At 37.0% G+C, this 18,896-nt stretch carries 24 protein-coding genes; all 24 read left to right on the top strand.

Going from position 1 to position 18,896, the window contains the following annotated elements; genetic code table 11:
• Nucleotides 1-188, top strand: a 188-nt coding sequence (locus H3V11_RS09145; RefSeq protein ID WP_198224564.1) for a hypothetical protein, incomplete at its 5' end; no start/stop codon positions are given.
• 297 nt (nt 189-485) lie between these two features.
• Complete coding sequence (locus tag H3V11_RS09140) at nt 486-803, top strand: hypothetical protein (RefSeq protein WP_198224563.1); 318 nt, start codon at nt 486-488, stop codon at nt 801-803.
• A gap of 39 nt (nt 804-842) precedes the next feature.
• Nucleotides 843-1,160, top strand: coding sequence for a hypothetical protein (locus H3V11_RS09135; protein ID WP_198224561.1), 318 nt, complete (start codon nt 843-845; stop codon nt 1,158-1,160).
• Between the two features lie 357 nt (nt 1,161-1,517).
• Complete coding sequence (locus H3V11_RS09130; RefSeq protein WP_198185915.1) at nt 1,518-1,820, top strand: hypothetical protein; 303 nt, start codon at nt 1,518-1,520, stop codon at nt 1,818-1,820.
• Between the two features lie 91 nt (nt 1,821-1,911).
• The gene (locus H3V11_RS09125) at nt 1,912-2,640 is read left to right on the top strand and encodes a site-specific DNA-methyltransferase (RefSeq protein WP_198224559.1); all 729 of its coding nucleotides are present in this window, start codon (nt 1,912-1,914) and stop codon (nt 2,638-2,640) included.
• A 53-nt stretch (nt 2,641-2,693) separates the two neighbouring features.
• Nucleotides 2,694-3,254, top strand: coding sequence for an antirestriction protein ArdA (locus H3V11_RS09120; RefSeq protein ID WP_198224557.1), 561 nt, complete (start codon nt 2,694-2,696; stop codon nt 3,252-3,254).
• Between the two features lie 11 nt (nt 3,255-3,265).
• Nucleotides 3,266-3,547, top strand: a complete 282-nt coding sequence (locus H3V11_RS09115; protein WP_198224550.1) for a hypothetical protein — start codon at nt 3,266-3,268, stop codon at nt 3,545-3,547.
• A complete protein-coding gene (locus H3V11_RS09110; RefSeq protein ID WP_198224548.1) occupies nt 3,537-4,052 on the top strand; it encodes a hypothetical protein in 516 nt (171 codons plus the stop codon). Before H3V11_RS09115 ends, H3V11_RS09110 begins: the two co-directional genes overlap by 11 nt.
• Nucleotides 4,018-4,221, top strand: coding sequence for a hypothetical protein (locus H3V11_RS09105; protein WP_198224546.1), 204 nt, complete (start codon nt 4,018-4,020; stop codon nt 4,219-4,221). The genes H3V11_RS09110 and H3V11_RS09105 overlap by 35 nt, the downstream gene beginning before the upstream one ends.
• Before the next feature lie 322 nt (nt 4,222-4,543).
• A complete protein-coding gene (locus H3V11_RS09100) occupies nt 4,544-4,879 on the top strand; it encodes a hypothetical protein (RefSeq protein WP_198224544.1) in 336 nt (111 codons plus the stop codon).
• Entirely contained in the window at nt 4,849-5,118 is a 270-nt protein-coding gene (locus H3V11_RS09095; RefSeq protein ID WP_198224542.1) for a hypothetical protein, read from the top strand. Before H3V11_RS09100 ends, H3V11_RS09095 begins: the two co-directional genes overlap by 31 nt.
• The gene (locus H3V11_RS12080; RefSeq protein WP_198224540.1) at nt 5,115-5,306 is read left to right on the top strand and encodes a helix-turn-helix domain-containing protein; all 192 of its coding nucleotides are present in this window, start codon (nt 5,115-5,117) and stop codon (nt 5,304-5,306) included. Before H3V11_RS09095 ends, H3V11_RS12080 begins: the two co-directional genes overlap by 4 nt.
• The gene (locus tag H3V11_RS09085; protein WP_198224538.1) at nt 5,294-5,686 is read left to right on the top strand and encodes a dATP/dGTP diphosphohydrolase domain-containing protein; all 393 of its coding nucleotides are present in this window, start codon (nt 5,294-5,296) and stop codon (nt 5,684-5,686) included. The genes H3V11_RS12080 and H3V11_RS09085 overlap by 13 nt, the downstream gene beginning before the upstream one ends.
• Before the next feature lie 99 nt (nt 5,687-5,785).
• Nucleotides 5,786-6,010 carry a hypothetical protein gene (locus H3V11_RS09080; RefSeq protein ID WP_198224530.1) on the top strand — a complete coding sequence of 75 codons (225 nt, stop codon included), beginning with the start codon at nt 5,786-5,788 and terminating at the stop codon, nt 6,008-6,010.
• Nucleotides 5,980-6,906, top strand: a complete 927-nt coding sequence (locus H3V11_RS09075; RefSeq protein ID WP_198224528.1) for a hypothetical protein — start codon at nt 5,980-5,982, stop codon at nt 6,904-6,906. The genes H3V11_RS09080 and H3V11_RS09075 overlap by 31 nt, the downstream gene beginning before the upstream one ends.
• Complete coding sequence (locus H3V11_RS09070; protein ID WP_198224526.1) at nt 6,903-7,733, top strand: FAD-dependent thymidylate synthase; 831 nt, start codon at nt 6,903-6,905, stop codon at nt 7,731-7,733. The genes H3V11_RS09075 and H3V11_RS09070 overlap by 4 nt, the downstream gene beginning before the upstream one ends.
• A 258-nt stretch (nt 7,734-7,991) precedes the next feature.
• Nucleotides 7,992-8,951: a hypothetical protein gene (locus H3V11_RS09065; protein ID WP_198224517.1), complete on the top strand. Its 960-nt coding sequence runs from the start codon at nt 7,992-7,994 to the stop codon at nt 8,949-8,951.
• The gene (locus H3V11_RS09060) at nt 8,911-9,657 is read left to right on the top strand and encodes a DEAD/DEAH box helicase family protein (RefSeq protein ID WP_198224515.1); all 747 of its coding nucleotides are present in this window, start codon (nt 8,911-8,913) and stop codon (nt 9,655-9,657) included. Before H3V11_RS09065 ends, H3V11_RS09060 begins: the two co-directional genes overlap by 41 nt.
• Nucleotides 9,647-10,591 carry a helicase-related protein gene (locus H3V11_RS12075; protein ID WP_198224513.1) on the top strand — a complete coding sequence of 315 codons (945 nt, stop codon included), beginning with the start codon at nt 9,647-9,649 and terminating at the stop codon, nt 10,589-10,591. The genes H3V11_RS09060 and H3V11_RS12075 overlap by 11 nt, the downstream gene beginning before the upstream one ends.
• A 1-nt stretch (nt 10,592) precedes the next feature.
• Complete coding sequence (locus H3V11_RS09050; protein ID WP_198224511.1) at nt 10,593-13,493, top strand: hypothetical protein; 2,901 nt, start codon at nt 10,593-10,595, stop codon at nt 13,491-13,493.
• A gap of 210 nt (nt 13,494-13,703) precedes the next feature.
• Nucleotides 13,704-14,426, top strand: coding sequence for a hypothetical protein (locus tag H3V11_RS09045; RefSeq protein ID WP_198224509.1), 723 nt, complete (start codon nt 13,704-13,706; stop codon nt 14,424-14,426).
• Between the two features lie 42 nt (nt 14,427-14,468).
• Complete coding sequence (locus tag H3V11_RS09040; RefSeq protein ID WP_198224507.1) at nt 14,469-15,041, top strand: 3'-5' exonuclease; 573 nt, start codon at nt 14,469-14,471, stop codon at nt 15,039-15,041.
• On the top strand, nt 15,038-15,718 hold the full coding sequence (locus tag H3V11_RS09035; protein WP_198224505.1) for a hypothetical protein: 681 nt from the start codon (nt 15,038-15,040) through the stop codon (nt 15,716-15,718). The genes H3V11_RS09040 and H3V11_RS09035 overlap by 4 nt, the downstream gene beginning before the upstream one ends.
• Nucleotides 15,718-18,894: a DNA polymerase gene (locus H3V11_RS09030; RefSeq protein ID WP_198224503.1), complete on the top strand. Its 3,177-nt coding sequence runs from the start codon at nt 15,718-15,720 to the stop codon at nt 18,892-18,894. Before H3V11_RS09035 ends, H3V11_RS09030 begins: the two co-directional genes overlap by 1 nt.
• Nucleotides 18,895-18,896 lie beyond the last annotated feature (2 nt).

The raw sequence follows: 18,896 nt of genomic DNA, 5'->3' as shown, positions 1-18,896 counted from the left end.
GAAACGTTAACACTATTAAAATTAAAAATATCAATGGTGGTCAGATACGTGGAGATGTTGATGCCGATGAAATTATCAACGATGGTGGATTGATTAGGGGGGACGTTAACACTTTCACCATTGAAAATATTAATGGTGGTAGAGTTAAAGGAAAGATTACTTATAAGCGTTCTGATGAACATAAATAAAGCCAGCAATTAGCTGGGTTTTATTTTGGATAAATATTTTGAACCCTTCATTTAACGTTAAAAGTTACATATGAAAATGAAATTATTTCTAGTCGCTATGGCGACTTTTTTATTGCCGGTTGCGGATCGCAAAGTAAGATTTCATCATGGAGCACTATTGAAATATGCAGGACTTTAGAGGATGGCCGAACAGTTACCTGTTTAATTTTTGATTCTGGAAATTCAGGTGGAATAACTTGTGATTGGGAAAATGCTAAGCCAGTTAAGTACCAACTTTAACAAACTTTGGAGATTATAATGACATATACTAAGTTAGATGCAGATTATCTTTTAAAAAATATTGATAGAGGTAAAGATTTAAATGCAACCGAACTTAAAATATTAGTGACTGTCTTTTTGCATAAAGCCACAGTACTTAAGATACAGGTTGGTTATGTATGTGTAGCCACTATATCTAAATTATCAAACAAATATTTCTATCTGAAGTATGAGTTGGAAGATGATGGGTGGCGTCAGGAATATACATTTTATGGTCAACCGACAGAAGTACACTTAGAAACCCGTACGGAGGAGCATGAGCGTTGGGTTAACTCCGCTGGAGACGTTCTACTTTAAAGCCAGCTAATTGCTGGCTTTACTTTTAAGGAGATGAACGTGTCAGATAAACAAACTATTGAAAAATACCTTTTAAATAAAATTGATAGAGGTGAATACCTAAGTGAACAAATACTTGAAAAGTTAGTTTCTTGGTTTTCGCATACAGACGAAACATTACGAAGGGATTGGGGTTATGAGCGTGTAGCTACTATAGTAAAACTATCAAACCGATATTTTTATTTGGAGTATGACTCGGAGGATGACGGGTGGTTTTACAAATATACGTTTGACGATCAACCTACAGAAGTACATTCAAAAATTCATACAGAGCATCGAGTACGTTGGATTAATTCTTCCGGAGAAGTTCTACTTTAAAGCCAGCATCTAGCTGGCTTTTATTTTGGAGAGGTATTTTGAAAAATTTATTTATTTTATTGTTTGGCTGGGTTTTAATTTGTTTTCTTTTTCTAGTACGAATTCCTTTTGCGATGTTCATAGGTATGGTTAAGGGTTTGTGTCGAAGTCTTCAAGAGATTAATGAGGATATTCTACCCACTGGGAAGTATCCTGCCTTACTAATATGGCTCTGTTTGATTTTATTTATGTTATTTCCTATTTTCATGATTCCATTTGTTTGGTTTTGTTTTTATACAGCTCATGAAGATTTAAAGTGGTCAGATATTTTACCTTTTAGGAAATAAGACTGAGAGATTTAATTTTAAGGAGAGTATTTTGAGCAAAAAGGATCTTGAAAATCAGCTTCTTTATAAAATTGATAATAATAAACTATTAACAACAGCAGAGCTTTTTACTCTAGTAAAGAAATTTACGATTGAAGACGACAAGTTACAGGATGTTGATACTTTCATGCTTATTGAAAGCACTGTCAAAATACAGCAGAGACAGTTTGAAATACGTTGGCTACAGTCGTCCGTCCCTGACCAAAAAGATATTTTCTATATGCAGCCGCAAGAGTTTATCGACGTAACCAAAAGAGAACTTAAAACTATTACTTACAGAGAGTATGTCAGATAATTAATCAGCAATTAGCTGACTCTGTTTCGTATTAAACCACAACACAAGCTAAAGCCACCAAACGGTGGCTTTTCTATTATGGGGACAACCTATGAGATTATTTAACGGCGACTGTCTAAATGAGTTACAGCACCTGCCAGAAGCCAGTGTTGATTTACTCATTACAGATCCACCCTACGGCGTTACTAAGTACGAATGGGATAAGGTGATCCCACTTGAACCTTTGTGGAAAGAGTTGCATAGAGTAGCAAAAGATTCTGCGGCTATCTTAATTTTCGGAATTGAACCTTTTTCAAGTCGTTTAAGGCTTAGTAATGAAGATTACTATCGGTACGATTGGGTGTGGGAAAAACCCCATGCAACAGGGTTTCTTAATGCGAACAGACAACCACTGCGTGCACATGAATTTATTTCTGTGTTTTATAGGAAACAGCCTACATACAACCCGCAAAAAACAGACGGGCATATAAGGAAAGTATCTAGTAGGAATTCATTGAATAGTGAGCTTTATGGGAAAGCTGAAAAGGGTGTCAAATATGACTCCACAGAAAGGTATCCGCGCAGTGTCTTAGTTTTTCCAAGTGACAAACAAACCAATGCACTACACCCGACACAAAAGCCTATAGAGCTACTAAAGTATTTTATTAAAACTTACTCCAATCCCGGTGACACTGTCTTGGATTTTGCTATGGGTTCAGGAAGTACGGGTGCTGCAGCTTTGATGCTAGATAGGGACTTTGTTGGGATTGAACAGAATAGGACTTTTTTTAATACCGCCAATAATAGGCTCAATTCTATTAATTATCTTGAAATAGCTTAAATTTAATTAAAGACCGCCTTAATCCGGCGGTCTTTTCATTTTAGGAGAACTATATGTATGCTGGTGTTTATGTAGGAACTTATAAAAAATATAACGAAGGTAGTTTATTTGGTAAATGGCTGGATATGTCTGATTACGATAGCTATGACGACTTTATCGTTGCCTGTAAAGAACTTCATAAAGACGAAGATGAGCCTGAGTTTATGTTTCAGGATTTTGATTTTGATTCGGAAGTTCGACTAGTACTAAAGCAACTCGTGTCAGAGTCTCATGTTGACCCTCAAGTATGGGATGTGTTTGAGTTAGACTCCGAGGAGTTGACTTATGTTTTAGCTACCTGGGACAACTATGATAGTTCCTTGTCTGTAAAAGAAGCTCTAGAGGAAGGGAGAGAGGCGTACATAGGTAGCTATGACTCGGATCCTGGTGATTATGTACGTGAGTATTTGGAAGAATCTATTAGGTGTTTACCTGGGTCAGTAAATCCTAAGACTGGGGAGCTATATAGAACTTATCAGTTTATTTTAGATCTTGTGGATTTAGACGAGGCCGTTCAAGCGTTTAAATATGATAATTACACATTTATGGATGGGTGTGTTTTCGACTTTAGATAATTAGAGGTTCTATGGAAACTACCGAAACCAGTGTAGCCAGTTTAATTAAAAGTGATTGTTTAATTACAGAGGCAGATGAGTTTATAGGTGACCTTTATAACAAAGACTCAGCTCATATGGCCAAAATAAATGCTTTAATTCTGGCCGGAATTCTGGACGGAATAGATTCAGATATTTTAAAAAGTCTGGCTGAAGAATTTAAAAATATTAAGATCAACAACCTTGAGTTTTTAAATCAGGTGGCCAAAACGCTGGATAATATCCCCTTAACTGATCAGTTTCATGAGCATTGAAAATTTTCAGTTTAAAGCCTCAAGTATTAGTGTAGCAGCCGACGATTGTTGGGATTTGTCAGATGATTTAAGGTTTCTTATTCAAGCTTATCATGATGCTTATGAATTTGTTTCCAGAACTAATAAGAAAACTATCTTTTATCAGTACAAGTTATGCTACGGGAAAACTTCTGGTTTTCAGATTCTTATTAACTCTGAATTAGACCTTGAAAGTTTTATATCGGATTGCTTATTACAGTGGAAAACTGAGAAAACCTTACCAACAGTGAGTGGGGAAAATAGTGATCTTTATACCCTACTCTGTTTTCCGGTTGTTCCAAAAAATTTAAATAAAACTATTTTAAGGAGGGCTGTAAATAGAGAATATAAACTTATGTATAACCAGTTAGTAGACTTTGCTAATTCTGTTGGGTTAGGTGAAGTCACTGAAACAGGTTCGGTTAATTATTTTAGTAATTTGAGGAAATTTAGTGCAAGAAGGCAAGCAAGTTTATCGTGTATTTAAAAATACATATGAATATGCAATTGTAGAATTGGATAAAACTGTTAAAAACCCTGAGCAACATGTTCGGGGTTTAATTTTATCCGGTAAATTAAAATTTAGCGATTCTGAAAACTCTCTCACCGTCATACCAGAGCATAAATATAAATTAGGTATTTTAAATGATAAATAGATTTAAAAATTGATTATTAAATTTAGCTATTAAACAAGTATTTATATAAATAATGTGTACATTTATTACAAATTATATATATTTTTTTGAACACTTGATATAATAGCTTTCGATATGAAGTAAGTTGTTAAAAGTAGTACGAATAAAGGTTTACTTATGAAACATTTGTCAGATTCAGACATAAACCAGATTGTTCAAAATTTTTCATTACAGGAGGTAGATATTTTATTAAAAGGTCTAATTCGTACTGTTGAGCAGGAGGATACATCTATACCGAATCGATACTATGGTTTTCTACGGAATGCCATCAAGGAGTACAAGGATGACCATTAATATCATTTATGGGATACCCCTAATGATTATTAAGAGTTCTCTAAGTGAATTTGAATATGACTTAGAGAGTTATTTAAAACGTAATAAAACCCTTAAATTTATTGAGAATAATTATGTTGGCAATAAAGCTTTACTAAAAATAGTTGCTATAGCCTCTGGTTATTATCAAGATTCCTATATTCACTCTAAAAATAACTATGAAATTTTAATAGTGGCGAAGAAAAACTATTTCCCTAACAGTGATGCATTTAAAAATAGTTTTTACCTTCCAACCACTTATTTGGAGATATCTCAATGGCTGAAATCTCAATCTCAACAACCCTAGACTCTGAACTAAGACCCTATTTAGAAGCAGCATGTAAGGGAGACTGGTGTCCTCCTCTTACAGAAAAAATTCAAAATACTGAGCCTGATAAGTTAATACAGATACTAAATTCAGCAGAAGAAAATCTAAAAAATATGGGTTATGCCGGTCCAGGTTCTTTAAATGCCATGTTTGTTATGTATCTAAATCGAATTAGATCCTTAGTAAAAAGACATTTATATAAATTGGAGATTGTATGAGTAAAGATTTTTATTCCGTATCAGATGTGGCTAAAGTATTGAACGTATCAGTATCCACTATATATAGATGGGTTAGACTTGGAATTCTGCCTCCGTTTGACCGATTAAATGGCAAACTCCCTGCTGGCTATAACCGAGATACTTATGCATATATATTAAGATTCGAGGGTTCAAAATGCCTGGTATAAAACATGATAATGGAAAACCCCGTTTAGATTTAGTAGACCCTAAATGGCTAACAGCGGTTGCTACGGTTTTAGGATTCGGAGCGGAAAAATACTCAGATCATAATTGGCGGGAGGGCTTGAACTGGAGCCGCTTGTATGCAGCTCTCCAAAGACATCTGACCGCATTTCATTCTGGTGAAATAAATGACCCTGAATCAGGATTTCCTCATCTTGCTCATGCTTCTTGTAATTTGATGATGCTATATGTATTACAGGAAAAACCTGAATTGAATGATTTATATTGGGCAGCAATAAATCAATCAAAATCTGGTTGGGAAGAATTGTGTAAAGGGTTTAGTGAAGTTAAGAAAAATTTAGAGGATGGTTATGATGACAACTGAAAGATTAGCAGTTACAGAAGGTTGGGATATATAAACTTCCACTCTTAGTTATAAACTAAATTAATCAGAATTAATTTTTATTTTAAAGGATTCTATCGTGTGTTGAATAAAACTATTCCAACAGCAGCATTAGTGTATCTAAAAGATATTGAAGAACATAAACCAGACCCACGGGCAGCTAAGTTACTAGTACTGTCCAAGTATGGAGTTTTGCGCATCGGCACACCTGTGGCGGGCTATGACGTTGCGTGGTCTGAGTTACCTAAAATTCCAAATTCTGTAAAGGATAAAATGTGTCGAATGAAAAATTCAGAGTTATGTTAGCAGCAACCTTGAAAAAAGGTCAAGAAAAAGATTTAGAGTTTCCACTCTGGGCATCACCTAAAATTGATGGTGTGCGTATGTACATTAAGGATGGTGTAGGTTATACCCGTTCTAATAAGCTAATTCCTAACAAGCATGTACAAAATATCATAAAATCATTTGGACGTATGCTAAATGGTCTTGATGGAGAATTGGTAGTTGGCAATCCTTATGATAAGGATGTGTACAATAATACATCGGGTGCTGTTAGAAGAGAATCCGGGGAGCCTTACGTTACTTTCTGTGTTTTTGATAATTATATGGTCTCAGGCTGGGATTATAAATCTAGACTTCAATTACTATCGTTGCCTTTTAAAGGTATCAGATTCGGAAGTGAAGAGTATCCAGAGGGATTCGTTGAACTTGTTGATACCAAATTAATCACTTCATACGAAGAGTTAGAAGCTTATGAACGAGAAGTATTAGCTCAAGGTTATGAAGGTGTAATCCTTCGCTCTCCTACAGCTCTGTATAAGCAAGGTCGTAGTACCCTTAATGAGCAGGGTATGATAAAGCTGAAACGATTCCTAGATGCTGAGGCTGAGATTATCGGGTTTGAAGAACTAATGCATAACCATAATCAGGCAGTTACTAATGCACTTGGACTTACTGAGCGTTCTTCCCATAAAGAAAATTTAGAAGGTGGTAACAAATTAGGAGCTTTAATTTGTAAAACACCTGAGGGTGTTGAGTTCAAAATCGGTACTGGTTTTAACGATGCCCAGCGTCAGGAGTTCTGGAAGCGTCGAGATGAGTTACTTGGTCGGTTAGTAACATACAAGTATTTTTCACACGGTATTAAGGAAGCACCTCGCCACCCTGTTTTCTTACGGTTACGGACAAGTGGGGATATATGAACTTAGCAAAAGTAGAAGTTAAAGTATTGGCTGATTCTATCAGTTCACAAGGATGCCGGATAACTACTTTGAATTTAAAATATCCCAGATACATCCACTCTGAGTTTATGACTCATAGAATGTTTTCCCGGAATGCTTCAAGTAGCCGTGCTGTTCCAGTTTCCAGAATGCTTAAGAACATTTGGGGTAATTTTGTTACACCTGTCCGCTGGGGTAAAAATCAGGCGGGAATGCAGGCTCAAGATAAAAATTTGAAAGGCGTCCGTCTTTGGCTTGCAAAAGCCATTTGGTATGGTATGGCCATAAATAATAGTCTTGGTGTCTGGATTCTCTCTAAGTTAGGTCTACATAAGCAGTGGGCAAATAGACCTACAGAATGGTTTTCTCAGATATCTGTAGTAGTTACAGCTACAGATTGGGACAACTTCTTCGCATTACGTTGTCACCCTGCTGCACAACCTGAAATTAGAAACTTGGCAGAGAAAATACGAAATGCTTTACAGACTTCTAAGCCTAAGTTAACCAATATACATCTACCCTATTACTTAGGTGGTGATCATGAAAACCAATCACCTTTAAGATTGATGGAATTATTTGGTAAAGATTCAGCAGCACGTTGTGCTCGTGTTTCCTATCTGAATCATAATGGAAACTTTCCTTCGTATGACGAGAATGCAAAGTTATACGATAAACTTGTAGGAAGTAAACCAGAGCACTATTCACCTCTTGAACATCAAGCTATTGCTTGTGAAGATACAGAATACCACGCAAACCTCAGAGGTTGGAAAAGCCAACGAACCCTGCGTGAAGAGGGGAAAATATGTTAATACTTAGAGTTTTAAACTTAAATACTGAGGCTTTTTATCAGATAATTCATTATGCGTTAAATATAAGGTTGACGAACACTCGTTAGATTCAGTAGTATAAAGACTTGGGTTGGAACTTTGTTCCGCCCAGGTTTTTCTATGGCTTTTAATTGTTCTTTTTTGATTTAAATTATTTCAATTTAGAACTTTTATAGTGACGAGGGTTCTATGTCAGCACTTTTACAGCCGTTTGTATTTAAGTATATGGATGCAGGGGAGATGAAAACTTTGGAGTTTATCCCTGATGGAAGTCTTCTTCCGGTTTCCAGAATTGTTAATTGTTTAGGTATGGATTGGAGAACTAATCGTGACAGAGTTCGAGTATATAAATCATTTGAAATTTTAAAATTTAGGGGTAGGTCTCAGAGGGAGGCTGCTCTGGATGGAGAAGATTTTATTTCATGGCTTTTAAGCGTGAATCGCTTAAAAGTGAAAAAACCAGAGTTAGTAAAACATTTTCAGGAGCATTTTCCGATTTTGTGGCGGAATTACAGATATGAAGTTGAAAATCCACATCCCGAAGTAGAAGCAATCGGTGACCGTTCAGAGGATGATCCGGAATACAAAGCTATTATGCAGGAGATGGGTATAGATACAGATACAACTATATATGTAGACAAAGATTTAAGTAAACCTGAACGGTATATAGCTCTCTTAGCGAAATTCAGACACATGGATCCTACGGGTCTTCGGTACTACCGCTCTATAAAAGAAGTACGACTGTGTCAGGAACTTCCTAAAAATATGCAAGAAAAGTTAGGTAAGACTTATAGATTGATTCGTCATCCTTTTGAATTAGAACTTAATGTATTACGACACAAGATTAGACAAGGGTATCTACCAGATTATGTCTTTTTTTTAGAATATCCGGAATATTACGATAAAGAACCCGTTATTCAAGCTGTCGTAGAGTGGGATGCGTCAGGCAAATCGATACAAAAATTACAACAAGTAGATATTTCACCGTTATCCTCCCTTGAATACTACGAGAAGGTTCAGAGAAGAAAACAAGAAGATAAAAAAATTATGATAGAAAACTTTAAACGTGAGGTGGACGTAGATAATGACACAGATATTTCAGAATACGCTAGAAAAAAGTGGGATTTCTCCAGCCTTGGAATCCCCCAAAAATCTGATTATGACCCCAACTACGGAACAGCTCGAGCATGGGCATCTTAGGTTTAGTCCTAAGCAGCACTTTGTTAGTGCAGAAGAATATAAGCGTCTTCTAAATAAATTGCCAGCAGAAGAGATTGTTGATTATTACCCTTTATCTAATGCTGCTGAATTAGTGGAAAAACAATTTTCGATACCCTTTCCGCTTTATCCATATCAATCTACTTGGGTAAATGCATTTGCCGATAAACCGGCTGCGGGAATGTATTTTGAAGTTGGAACCGGAAAATCTTTAACCGCACTAGCTGCATCTCTCTATCATAAATTACAAGGGTACGAGACAACAATTATTTTAATGCCTCCTATCCTCTTAACTCAGTGGGAAGAAACTATCAAGCTAATTCCTGAAATTAAACGTGTTCAAATCTATGCTGGTACGCCAGATGAACGTAATAGAATTTCTTTAGATGCTGACTACCTACTTATGTCTATAGAGGTGTTTAAAAATGATTTTAAACGTTTGTTTGACTTCTTTCTCGATAAGAAAGTTACCCTCATCGTAGATGAAGCTACATCTATGAAAAATATTGCTACAGGGAATTATAAAGCGGTCAAGGCATTCTTAACTGGTCAATCTGCGTTATTTTTAAATCATAAAGCAAAGACTAAAAGAAAACAGTCTACTAAGACGTCTGCCCAAAAACAAGACTCAACTGAATCAATTAATTTATTACAGCAATTGTTGAAGGATACATATCGTGGTAGCTGAACGTAGATTTATAGCTATGACTGGTACGCCTCTGACCACACCCGAAGATGCTTATGCCTATATTTCAATTACGAACCCTGATGCTTATGTATCTAAAAAATGGTTTGATGCTAAGCATGTGAAATCCAGAGATTTTTTTAACAAGATTCTTGAGTATAAGAATGAGGATGAGTTAAATGAAAACTTTTTGTTTAATAGTGCACGGGTTTTTCGTAGGGATGTAGATAAGTATTTACCTGAGGTTATTTTCAAACCTATTTTTTATGAATTAGAGAAATCACATAAAGAAGCTTATGACAGTTTAGCTGAGAATGCTTTATTTAAATACGGCAATGAGAAAATTAATGGGAATACAGTTCAGAAGCTTCACATAATGTTACAACAAATAATCGTAGGTTATGAGTCATTTTTTGAAGATGAAAAATCTAAACAAGAAGCTCGTAAAAAAGTAAAAGCTTTTGAACTTATTGAACAGATTATGTCAGAACTTGGCGGTCGGAAGCTAGTTATCTTTGCCTATTACCAGAACACAATTAGGGCTTTAAAAGATTTTTGTAAACCCTGGAATGCTGTGGAAATTTACGGAAAGCTAACAGCGAAAGTCAAAATGCAAAATTTGAATCGATTTCTTAAGGAAGATGATTGCAAGATTTTAATTGGCCAACCCCTATCTATGGGTTCTGGTTTAGACGGTATCAAGAAAGTTTGTACAGATATTTTATTTGTTGAGCTACCTATGATACCTAAAGAATTGATTCAGGCTATAGGTCGAATCGATAGAAACGGTCAAACAGAAACTTGCCGGGTTAGACTAGCTTGTGCCAAGGGTACAGTACAAATGCGCAGACAGGATATTTTATTAGCTAAAGATACTATAGCCAACCGGATTCAATATTCCTATAAAGATTTACGTGATTGGTTGTTCGGAGGTTAAAATGAGTTGGTATTATAGTGTCATGACCGGAAAGAGTCCGTGGCAAACCTTAGAAGATATAAATCGCCAAGATTATCTTAATGAGCATAAACCTGAATTTATGACTATTCTGGATTGTAATGCTAAGTGGAATAAAGGTGAACCTCCTCCGGAAAATTTGGCTTACCGCGGACCGTTTTATCTTGATTGGGACAGTGAAGGAGATATCGATTCAGTTTTAGAGGACGTCCGCAGTTTTATGCGAAAACTACAAGAATTGGGTTTCGATTTACGTCAGGCATCATGGTGGCTATCTGGACGTAAAGGGGTGCATTGCACTATTCCTATGGTTTGCCTGATGTCAGAAAAAGCAAAAAATATTGCAATGCTGAAAGGTGTTCCTGACCTACCTGACATTTATAGAAGTTTAGCTTGGGAGTTAATTACACCTCATTTAGATATGCGGGTTTATACAGCCAAACGCGGACGAATGTGGCGTACTACCTATCGATCACGAACTTTGGACAACGGACAGATTTCGTGGAAAGTCCCTATCCACCCAGAGCAACTACTAACTCTGGATGAACAGGGTTACTGGGATTGGTGTTCCCAAAAACGTCCAGATATCCGCCCGGAGGATGCGGAATTTAATAAGGGGCTATCAACTCTCTATTCTGTGGCTATAGCTAACTTAAATGAACAGAAGAAGACAAGAGCTAAAAATAAAACTAAGAAACTAAGTTTCCCTAATCCTAGTGCTGTACCTACTATTCAGGCACTGTTTTCAGGAGATGCTGTTAATCAAGGTAAGAACCTGAATGATATAAAGTTACAGATGGCTATTGCTGCGGTAGCTGTAGGTATGAACACTCTGGAACATGAAGACAAGTATATAGAATCTATTAAAGGTTTTATTGAAAAACGTTCGCAAATAAAGGGGTTAACCCATTCATCCAAACATGACATAGAAGTAGCTATGCGTGAGGCTTTTCGGTATGTAGCTGAAAATAACTATTTTGAGTATACCTCAATAGGTTTAAGGTCTATCTTACAAGAAGAATATGCTTCCAATCTGGATTATTGCGGAATAGATATGAAGGATGAAATTGAGCGCGTAAAATTTGTTCAGAATATGGCAGGTGACATGCATGCCAGTGATCTTGGCGTTGTACAGTTAACTTCTAAAGATGTTTTAACTGTATCGGATTATGCTTGGAAACCTGATTCACTCCAAGTGATTAGAGACGAGAATGGTTTAATTACGCACTATAGTGTGATACCTGTAGTTCTGGGTAACTCTTTACCCAGAATGGTTATATCGCTAGCTGAGCTGAATAATCAGGTTAAATTCTCTTTACATATTCAGAAATTAGGCGGACATATAGCGGGTTTGACCATGAAAGAGTCTAGCCGGTTTCGTCAGGCATTGCTTAATTTTGCAGGCTCATCTTCAGATGGTTATGAAGAATTAAAAGCCACCTGTCTTGAAGGTGTATATGTTGATGTGGCGGATGCTAAAGAAAATGAAGAACATCATACAGAAAGTCTGTTTAGTCGATTCTGGGTTGAAGCCAAAGATACTTATGAAGGGGCAATTTCAAAATCTTCGATACATAACTACCCTTTTTATGTAGATGCTTCAAATGAAGCGGGGATTTTTAAGACAGATTTATTTAATGTACCTGAACAAAATAAGAGTGAGTTGCAGGAAGCTGTAAAACACTTATTAGATTTAAATGGTAATACTTATAGTTTGTCTGTGGTTCTGGGTTGGTTCTCAGCATGTTTTATTAAACACATTTTGTATAAACTGGATTTGATAAAAAATTTCCCGTTAATGCAGATTGTGGGCCAGGCCGGGTCAGGTAAAACTACAACTATTAATTTGCTGTTGAATCTGTTTTCGTTTAAAAATAAGTTAAATGTATTAGCTGCGAATAATACTTCACGATTTGCGATTGAGAAACGGTTGGTCAGTTCAGCCTCTATTCCAGTAGTAGTGGATGAAGTAAAGCCTCAGAATGTATCACCTCAGTGGTTACAAGACTTCAGAGGTCTACTTCAAGTAGCCTATACGGTCGGTTCAACCGTAAGTAAGGGTGGAGGCAACACTGCCGGCTCGCATTATGCAGAGTTAAGCAATCAACCCATGCTGGCTCCTATTGCATGGCTAGGTGAATCGATAGACACATCGCAAACGTCACTGTTGGAACGGCTTGTGCCGGCCATGTTTCATTTGGATGACAAAGTGGGCCGCGCAGAACATGTTAAATTTCTGTCCAGAAACGAAATACTGATCAGTGCTCTTGGTTATTTACTGGCCAAACGTGCTATTACATGTGATTTACTTGATTTAAAAAATTCTTATCTTACTGTTGAAGAGGAGGTTTCAAATTTACTATATAACGGAGCAAATGATCGTATTGTTTCAAATGCTATCGCTGTAACAGCTGGTTTTGACTTCTTTACAGCGACATTATTTGAGCATTTCGGAGATGTTTTTACAGAAAAGTTAAAAGCAATGCGTTTAGCTTTACTGAATAAAGCTTTCTGGACTACAGAAGTAGCCAGTGAAGTAGTTATGTTTATGAAATCTATGTCGAATGCTTCCAGAGAGTCAGATATTTCTGTTGGTAAGATTGTGATTGGAACACATTACCGCTTTATGGATGGCGACAGTGCTGCGGGCAGAGTTCAATACTTAATTGTTTCTGCACCCAGACTATTCTTTAGTTATAGAAAACGCTGTAAAGAGATTGGAGTCGTACCTGTTTATTCATCTGATAGAGAGCTTCACTCTGTTCTGAAGAATGCGTCTTTTGCAGTCGACTCTTTTACAGATACTATTCTAGGCACAGATTGTATCAAAATTGATGTTGCCCGAATGGAAGAAGCCGGTGTAGCTAATTTTAGTACCAAATAGTTGATTCAACCTAAATTTAGTCTTGAATTGGATTTAAATTTGGGTTATTATCAACTCAACCATATAGATGGTTAGTTTTCTTTTTCCTCTATATGTTCAAAAAAGTATCCATAACGAACCATTTAACTATGGTTTGAATTTTTATACTTTTTTGATGTTCCAAAATATATCATTACTGAACTTTATTTATTATTTTACGAAAGAAAATTTATGCTAGAACAACCTTTAAATTCCACAGAAACAATTAACAACACTTTGAATTCCACAACTCTAAATGGAACTGTGAACACAGTTCCTCAGGTTACAGAAAATCAAAATATTGTAGCCACAGCACAGTCTTCCTTTAATGTCCCGATTGCAGAGATGCAATTACCTCAAGAAACGTTCCACGCTTGTGTTGTTACGGCTGCTGGAGTATCTCTAGCCTCTGCCAGAGGTGGCGAGCTTGATCTAACTCTGGATAGTATTACTATACTACCTATTAATATAGCACCGTATCTACGCCTGAAAGTACCAGGAAGAGATGCAAATGAAGGAACCGTTAAAGCCTTTAATGGTTATGTAGAAGAAGAAGGTAATCGAATCCCTCAAGATGAATATTTAGATAGAGTTAGAAAAGATTTCCCGGAAGCTTCATGGGAAGAACGCGGTGCTCTATTTGGGCGGTTTAAAAGTGCTGACCCTCTAAAAGATGGAACAGTTGTACCTTTAACTTCTTCTGATTTTGTAATGGCTTATTTCTCACCTTCAAGCTTGAAGGCTTGGAGATCCTTTGTATTTTTAGCCGAGCTAAATAAGAACACGGTCGAAGCAAAAAACAAAACCTGTGTACAGTTAACTAAGCGGGATAAAAAAGGTAGAGGCTTTAATTGGGTTCAATTTGATTTTACCGCAGTAGAAGATCCAGCAGAACAATCTCCACTTGCCGTTTAATAATTTATCTGGGCGTTGGTATCAACGCCCTTTAAGGATTTTATGTATATTTTAGGTATTGATACTGAAACCACAGGTCTTGGCTCTGGAGCAAAAATAGTTGAGTTAGCTGCGATTTTAGTTGATGCGAAAACATTTAAAACCGTCGATTCTTTAAACCAGAGAATTAACCCTTTAATTCCTATTTCTGAAAGTGCTACTCGTATTCATGGTATTACCAATGACGATGTCAAAAATGAGCCAACTATTGAAGAAGTGTTTGAAACATCTCCGTTTTTAAACTGGGTAAAAGGTGTTGATACTGTATTCGGTCACAATGTGAAATTTGATATTCGGATGATTGGTGCGGACAGATTTACAGGGAAACAGGTTCTAGATACGCTTTCTTTAATCCGTTGTAAGTTTCCTTTCTGGGGAAATCACAAATTACAGACTGCAGTAAGTAATCTGAAACTTGAACAGCGGGCAGCACACGCTGCATTAGCCGATATTGAATCTTCCTGCGATATTCTCCGGTATTTGGCTACTGAATTTAATTTAACACTTGAAGAAATACAGAATATTGTTCCAACGGCTGTGAAAGAAACAATTAAAAGCTTAGAAAAAAGATCTTGAGTTTTACAGAGGATTTCGAAAGGTTCCTGACTGCACTACCTAAAAGTGCAGTTTTTTCCAGCCCAGCGCGAGAGCCAATATTTAAAGCTCCAACTATTGTGTTGGAAAAACAAACGGTTTTCGGATTAAACATTTTTGAGTGGCAACATCCAATCCCTGAAAATAATACAAACAGATTATTTGATTGGATCTACAACCCGACAATACCTGAATTACTACCTGATGTTCAGAAGTGGTTATTAAACAGCTCAACTGTGCAGAACAAACATGCGCAAAGCTTCAGATATTTTCTCTGGTTACTCATTGATGTTTTAGGGGAACTAAATGCATTGGATAAGCATCGCGGTTTAATAATTACAAATGAGCAATTGCTTATCAAACTTAACGATGTAAATCTCGGATGGAGCCACGACCGGTGGGGTTTGTGGACTGATATCGCTCTCAAAAACTATCAGAATAAAACATCCGTCTCCCCTATTAAATGTCTGAAATCTTTTCAAAACAGTCCGGTTAATCTACGAGATGAGTGGGCACATGACCTTTATGTCTACTGTGTCAATGTTTTTCCTCTCATTTTGCATAAACCAGACGTTAAACAGAACTTTCTGAACGTATTAGAAATTGCCCGCGTTCTATTTCCGGGCAAAAACACAAGTTACAGATTCTGGAGACGCTAATGCAAGTATTTGCTGATACTAGTGGTATTCTTAAAAAAGTCCTATTTGCTGGGAAAGATAGTGAATTTGGGTACATAGAAGAACTTACAAATGAGAATAATGAAGTTACATCTCAATGGATAAATACTTCACAGTACGGATTTGATAATGCTACTAATGTACTAAAAACCTTTTGTGAACAGCTTCATTTAAACCCTAAAGATATCGTCTGGGTAAAAGAAGGAAGAGACGGAACTCAGTTTAGAAAAGCCATCTATCCTGAATATAAACAAGGTAGAACTAAATCCCAGGCCATCTTTAATGAGTACAATAAACTAGAAGAAATGTGGACTGAGGCTATGCTCAATCTTGGTTCACAAGTTGTTTCACATCCAGGGGTTGAAGCAGAGGATTTGATTGCATGGTTTGCTCAGACTATAACTGAGGAGCCTGTATTGGTTTGGTCAGTTGATGGTGACTTAGCTATTCTTTCGAAACATTCAAATGTATCTACTTATATAAATGAAAATTTAAATACTAACCCATTCGGCGACTTTCCCGTGGGCTTTATAGATGTTTATAAAGCTACTGTAGGTGATACTTCGGACAACATCAAAGGTGCACCAGGCTTTGGTAAAAAGGCTTTTGAAGCTGTTTATGCTAAGTTTGGGGATAACGGTTTAGAAGTTTTACGTAGACTCATTGAAACTAAGTCTTTAGTAAAGATGCAGGAAGACGTAGAGAAATGTCCTCAGTTACAAAAACTGATTGATCACTCACAGTCTGTTGAACTGTCCTTAAAATGTGCCAAACTACATACTGAAATGATTCAACCGTCATTATTAGAATGGCAGCATGGGGTTAATAAGACTGGTGTGATTCATCACCCAAATCTTTTGAATTATGCTCAAAAAGTAATTGGTGTAACCCAAAGTAATTTCAATGAAGTCTTTAGCCAGATTAAACGGATTGCAACAGAAAGTCCCTATGTGTCTCTGGATATTGAAACATCAACTCCGGAGGAGTCAGATGACTGGCTGGCTGCGATAAACGCAACTAAAAAAGGACAAGGTCAGAAATTAGACGTTTTTGGATCTGAGTTAGTCAGTGTGCAATTAACTCTGGGCGGCAATTTTCAATATACATTTGATTTCAGTATTAATCATGCTAATACTGACAATCTTTCGCTTGAAATGGTTGAGCAAGTTCTACTATTTCTCAATCCCACCCATCGGTTTGTGATTCAGAACGTGAACTTTGAGCTACCTGTCCTGAAAAATACTTACGGATGGTTTTTGCGAGATGTTGATGACACCAAGTTAATGGCATCTTATGTGGATGAAAACAGTCCATTAGGTTTAAAAGAAAACTCAAAACGCTGGTTGAATTATGAACAGGCTACATTTGCTGAGACAGTTACAGATTCTGATGGCCACATCCGGAAGATGGACGAGCTGACATTAACAGAAGCATTAAGTTATGCCTCAGATGATACGATCTGTACTGCTGCCCTCTTTCAGTGGTATCGCTTATTTATGCTTACAGAGCATAGCTGGGAAATCTATCGTAAGGTTGAAATTAGCGCAGCGTTCTGGACAGCACAGGCTTTTCTGGATGGTTTGAATATCAACTTGGCTACGTTAGCTGCATTAGATAAACGAGATAAAGCCGAATTAGAAAAACACCAGAATGAAATTTATCAATATCTGACTAAAAGACAATGGGAAGGCTCAGTCTTCAAACCCCTAACAGAAGAGAATTATAAAACACCTGAGGGTATTAAATATGCATATCAACTTTTAAAGGGTCAACCATTTAAGACACGTAAACACAAATTTGAAGCTTTACTTGAAGAGCTTTCTTTAGCTGGTGCTGACGATTTACGAAGCTGGTTAGAGGATGGTGATCTTGAGTATTTAAACAAAGCTTTAAAAGCTATGTTTAAGGGTCAACCTGATTTTAATTTCAATAGCCCGGACCAGTTAGCCGAACTTATGTACAAGACTCTACAGCTACCGGTTCGTATTCGGAATAAACCAACTGTGCTTCAATATAAAGCAGGGAAAGACGGTTCACCTAAAACAGATGCGGATGCTATAGAGCTAGCTATCTGCTACGACACTGCGGAAGGTACAGAAGAACGGGAAGTGTTAGAAAACCTGTTAGTAATAAAGACATTACAAACCAGGTTTAATCTGTTTTATAAAACCTATCGGATGCTTCCACACTGGAAAGACCGGAAAATCCATGCCAGTTTGAACCAGTGCAGTACGAACACTCGCAGATTCTCATCATCTAATCCGAACCTGCAACAGTTTCCTAAAGGTGCCGGAGATTTCCGTACTGTTATAGAACCTCACCATAATCAGGCCATGATAGTGTCGCTGGACTTTTCAGCGCAGGAGTTAAGGATTATTGCTGATTTATCTCAGGATGAAAATATGCTCTCCTGCTATGTTGGTGAAAATCTGCGAGATATGCACTCTATTACAGGTGCCAAAATTTCTGGTATGGACTACGAAGCTTTCAAAGCTATTCAGGTTAATGAAGACGACCCTCGTCACAAAGAGATTTCAGACTGGCGTAAATTAGCTAAAACAGTCAACTTTGGCACACAGTATGGTGTTGAGGCACAAAAACTGTCAATTACACTACGTTGCTCTGAATATGATGCCTCTGAATACATCAAAGCCAAAGTCGATGCTTTCCCTGGTGTAGAGCAATGGAAAACCCAAGTAGTTAAACAAGCCAAAGCCCTTGGATATAGTCTGACTATGTTAGGCGCACGTCGTCATCTTGAGAACATTAATAGCACTAATATCTATGAAGCGTCAAAAGATGAACGTCGGGCAGTTAATTTCATGGTGCAAGGTTCCGGTGCTGAAATGACTAAACTGGCAATGGGACGTATTTATGAAGCTGGTATCAGGGATAAATACGATATTCGTTTCCTGGCTCCGATTCATGATGAGTTAGTCTTTTCTATTGCTATTAAAGATATGCCGGAAGTTATCCCGTTAATCTACAAAGCTATGACTGAACACTATGCCAATATGCAAGTTCCTATTCAAAGTTCTGTCTCAATTGGTTGGACGTTTGGTGATCAGCATGAGTTGGGTGATGACGTTGTTCCAACTGCTGAAAACATCACTGCACTGATTAACAAAGTTTCTGAACGAGACTTGCAGGCTGCATGAGG

The organism is Snodgrassella sp. W8158 (assembly GCF_016100435.1).
Taxonomy (GTDB): Bacteria; Pseudomonadota; Gammaproteobacteria; order Burkholderiales; family Neisseriaceae; genus Snodgrassella; species Snodgrassella alvi.
This window is presented reverse-complemented; position numbering and strand designations above follow the sequence as displayed.

Bases quoted from the DNA above. Each gene is read 5' to 3' on its own strand.
- H3V11_RS09140 (WP_198224563.1), top strand. From the start codon at position 486: ATGACATATACTAAGTTAGATGCAGATTATCTTTTAAAAAATATTGAT.
- H3V11_RS09125 (WP_198224559.1), top strand. From the start codon at position 1,912: ATGAGATTATTTAACGGCGACTGTCTAAATGAGTTACAGCACCTGCCA.
- H3V11_RS09120 (WP_198224557.1), top strand. From the start codon at position 2,694: ATGTATGCTGGTGTTTATGTAGGAACTTATAAAAAATATAACGAAGGT.
- H3V11_RS09115 (WP_198224550.1), top strand. From the start codon at position 3,266: ATGGAAACTACCGAAACCAGTGTAGCCAGTTTAATTAAAAGTGATTGT.
- H3V11_RS09110 (WP_198224548.1), top strand. From the start codon at position 3,537: ATGAGCATTGAAAATTTTCAGTTTAAAGCCTCAAGTATTAGTGTAGCA.
- H3V11_RS09100 (WP_198224544.1), top strand. From the start codon at position 4,544: ATGACCATTAATATCATTTATGGGATACCCCTAATGATTATTAAGAGT.
- H3V11_RS09095 (WP_198224542.1), top strand. From the start codon at position 4,849: ATGGCTGAAATCTCAATCTCAACAACCCTAGACTCTGAACTAAGACCC.
- H3V11_RS12080 (WP_198224540.1), top strand. From the start codon at position 5,115: ATGAGTAAAGATTTTTATTCCGTATCAGATGTGGCTAAAGTATTGAAC.
- H3V11_RS09085 (WP_198224538.1), top strand. From the start codon at position 5,294: ATGCCTGGTATAAAACATGATAATGGAAAACCCCGTTTAGATTTAGTA.
- H3V11_RS09070 (WP_198224526.1), top strand. From the start codon at position 6,903: ATGAACTTAGCAAAAGTAGAAGTTAAAGTATTGGCTGATTCTATCAGT.
- H3V11_RS09065 (WP_198224517.1), top strand. From the start codon at position 7,992: ATGAAAACTTTGGAGTTTATCCCTGATGGAAGTCTTCTTCCGGTTTCC.
- H3V11_RS09060 (WP_198224515.1), top strand. From the start codon at position 8,911: ATGACCCCAACTACGGAACAGCTCGAGCATGGGCATCTTAGGTTTAGT.
- H3V11_RS09050 (WP_198224511.1), top strand. From the start codon at position 10,593: ATGAGTTGGTATTATAGTGTCATGACCGGAAAGAGTCCGTGGCAAACC.
- H3V11_RS09045 (WP_198224509.1), top strand. From the start codon at position 13,704: ATGCTAGAACAACCTTTAAATTCCACAGAAACAATTAACAACACTTTG.
- H3V11_RS09040 (WP_198224507.1), top strand. From the start codon at position 14,469: ATGTATATTTTAGGTATTGATACTGAAACCACAGGTCTTGGCTCTGGA.
- H3V11_RS09030 (WP_198224503.1), top strand. From the start codon at position 15,718: ATGCAAGTATTTGCTGATACTAGTGGTATTCTTAAAAAAGTCCTATTT.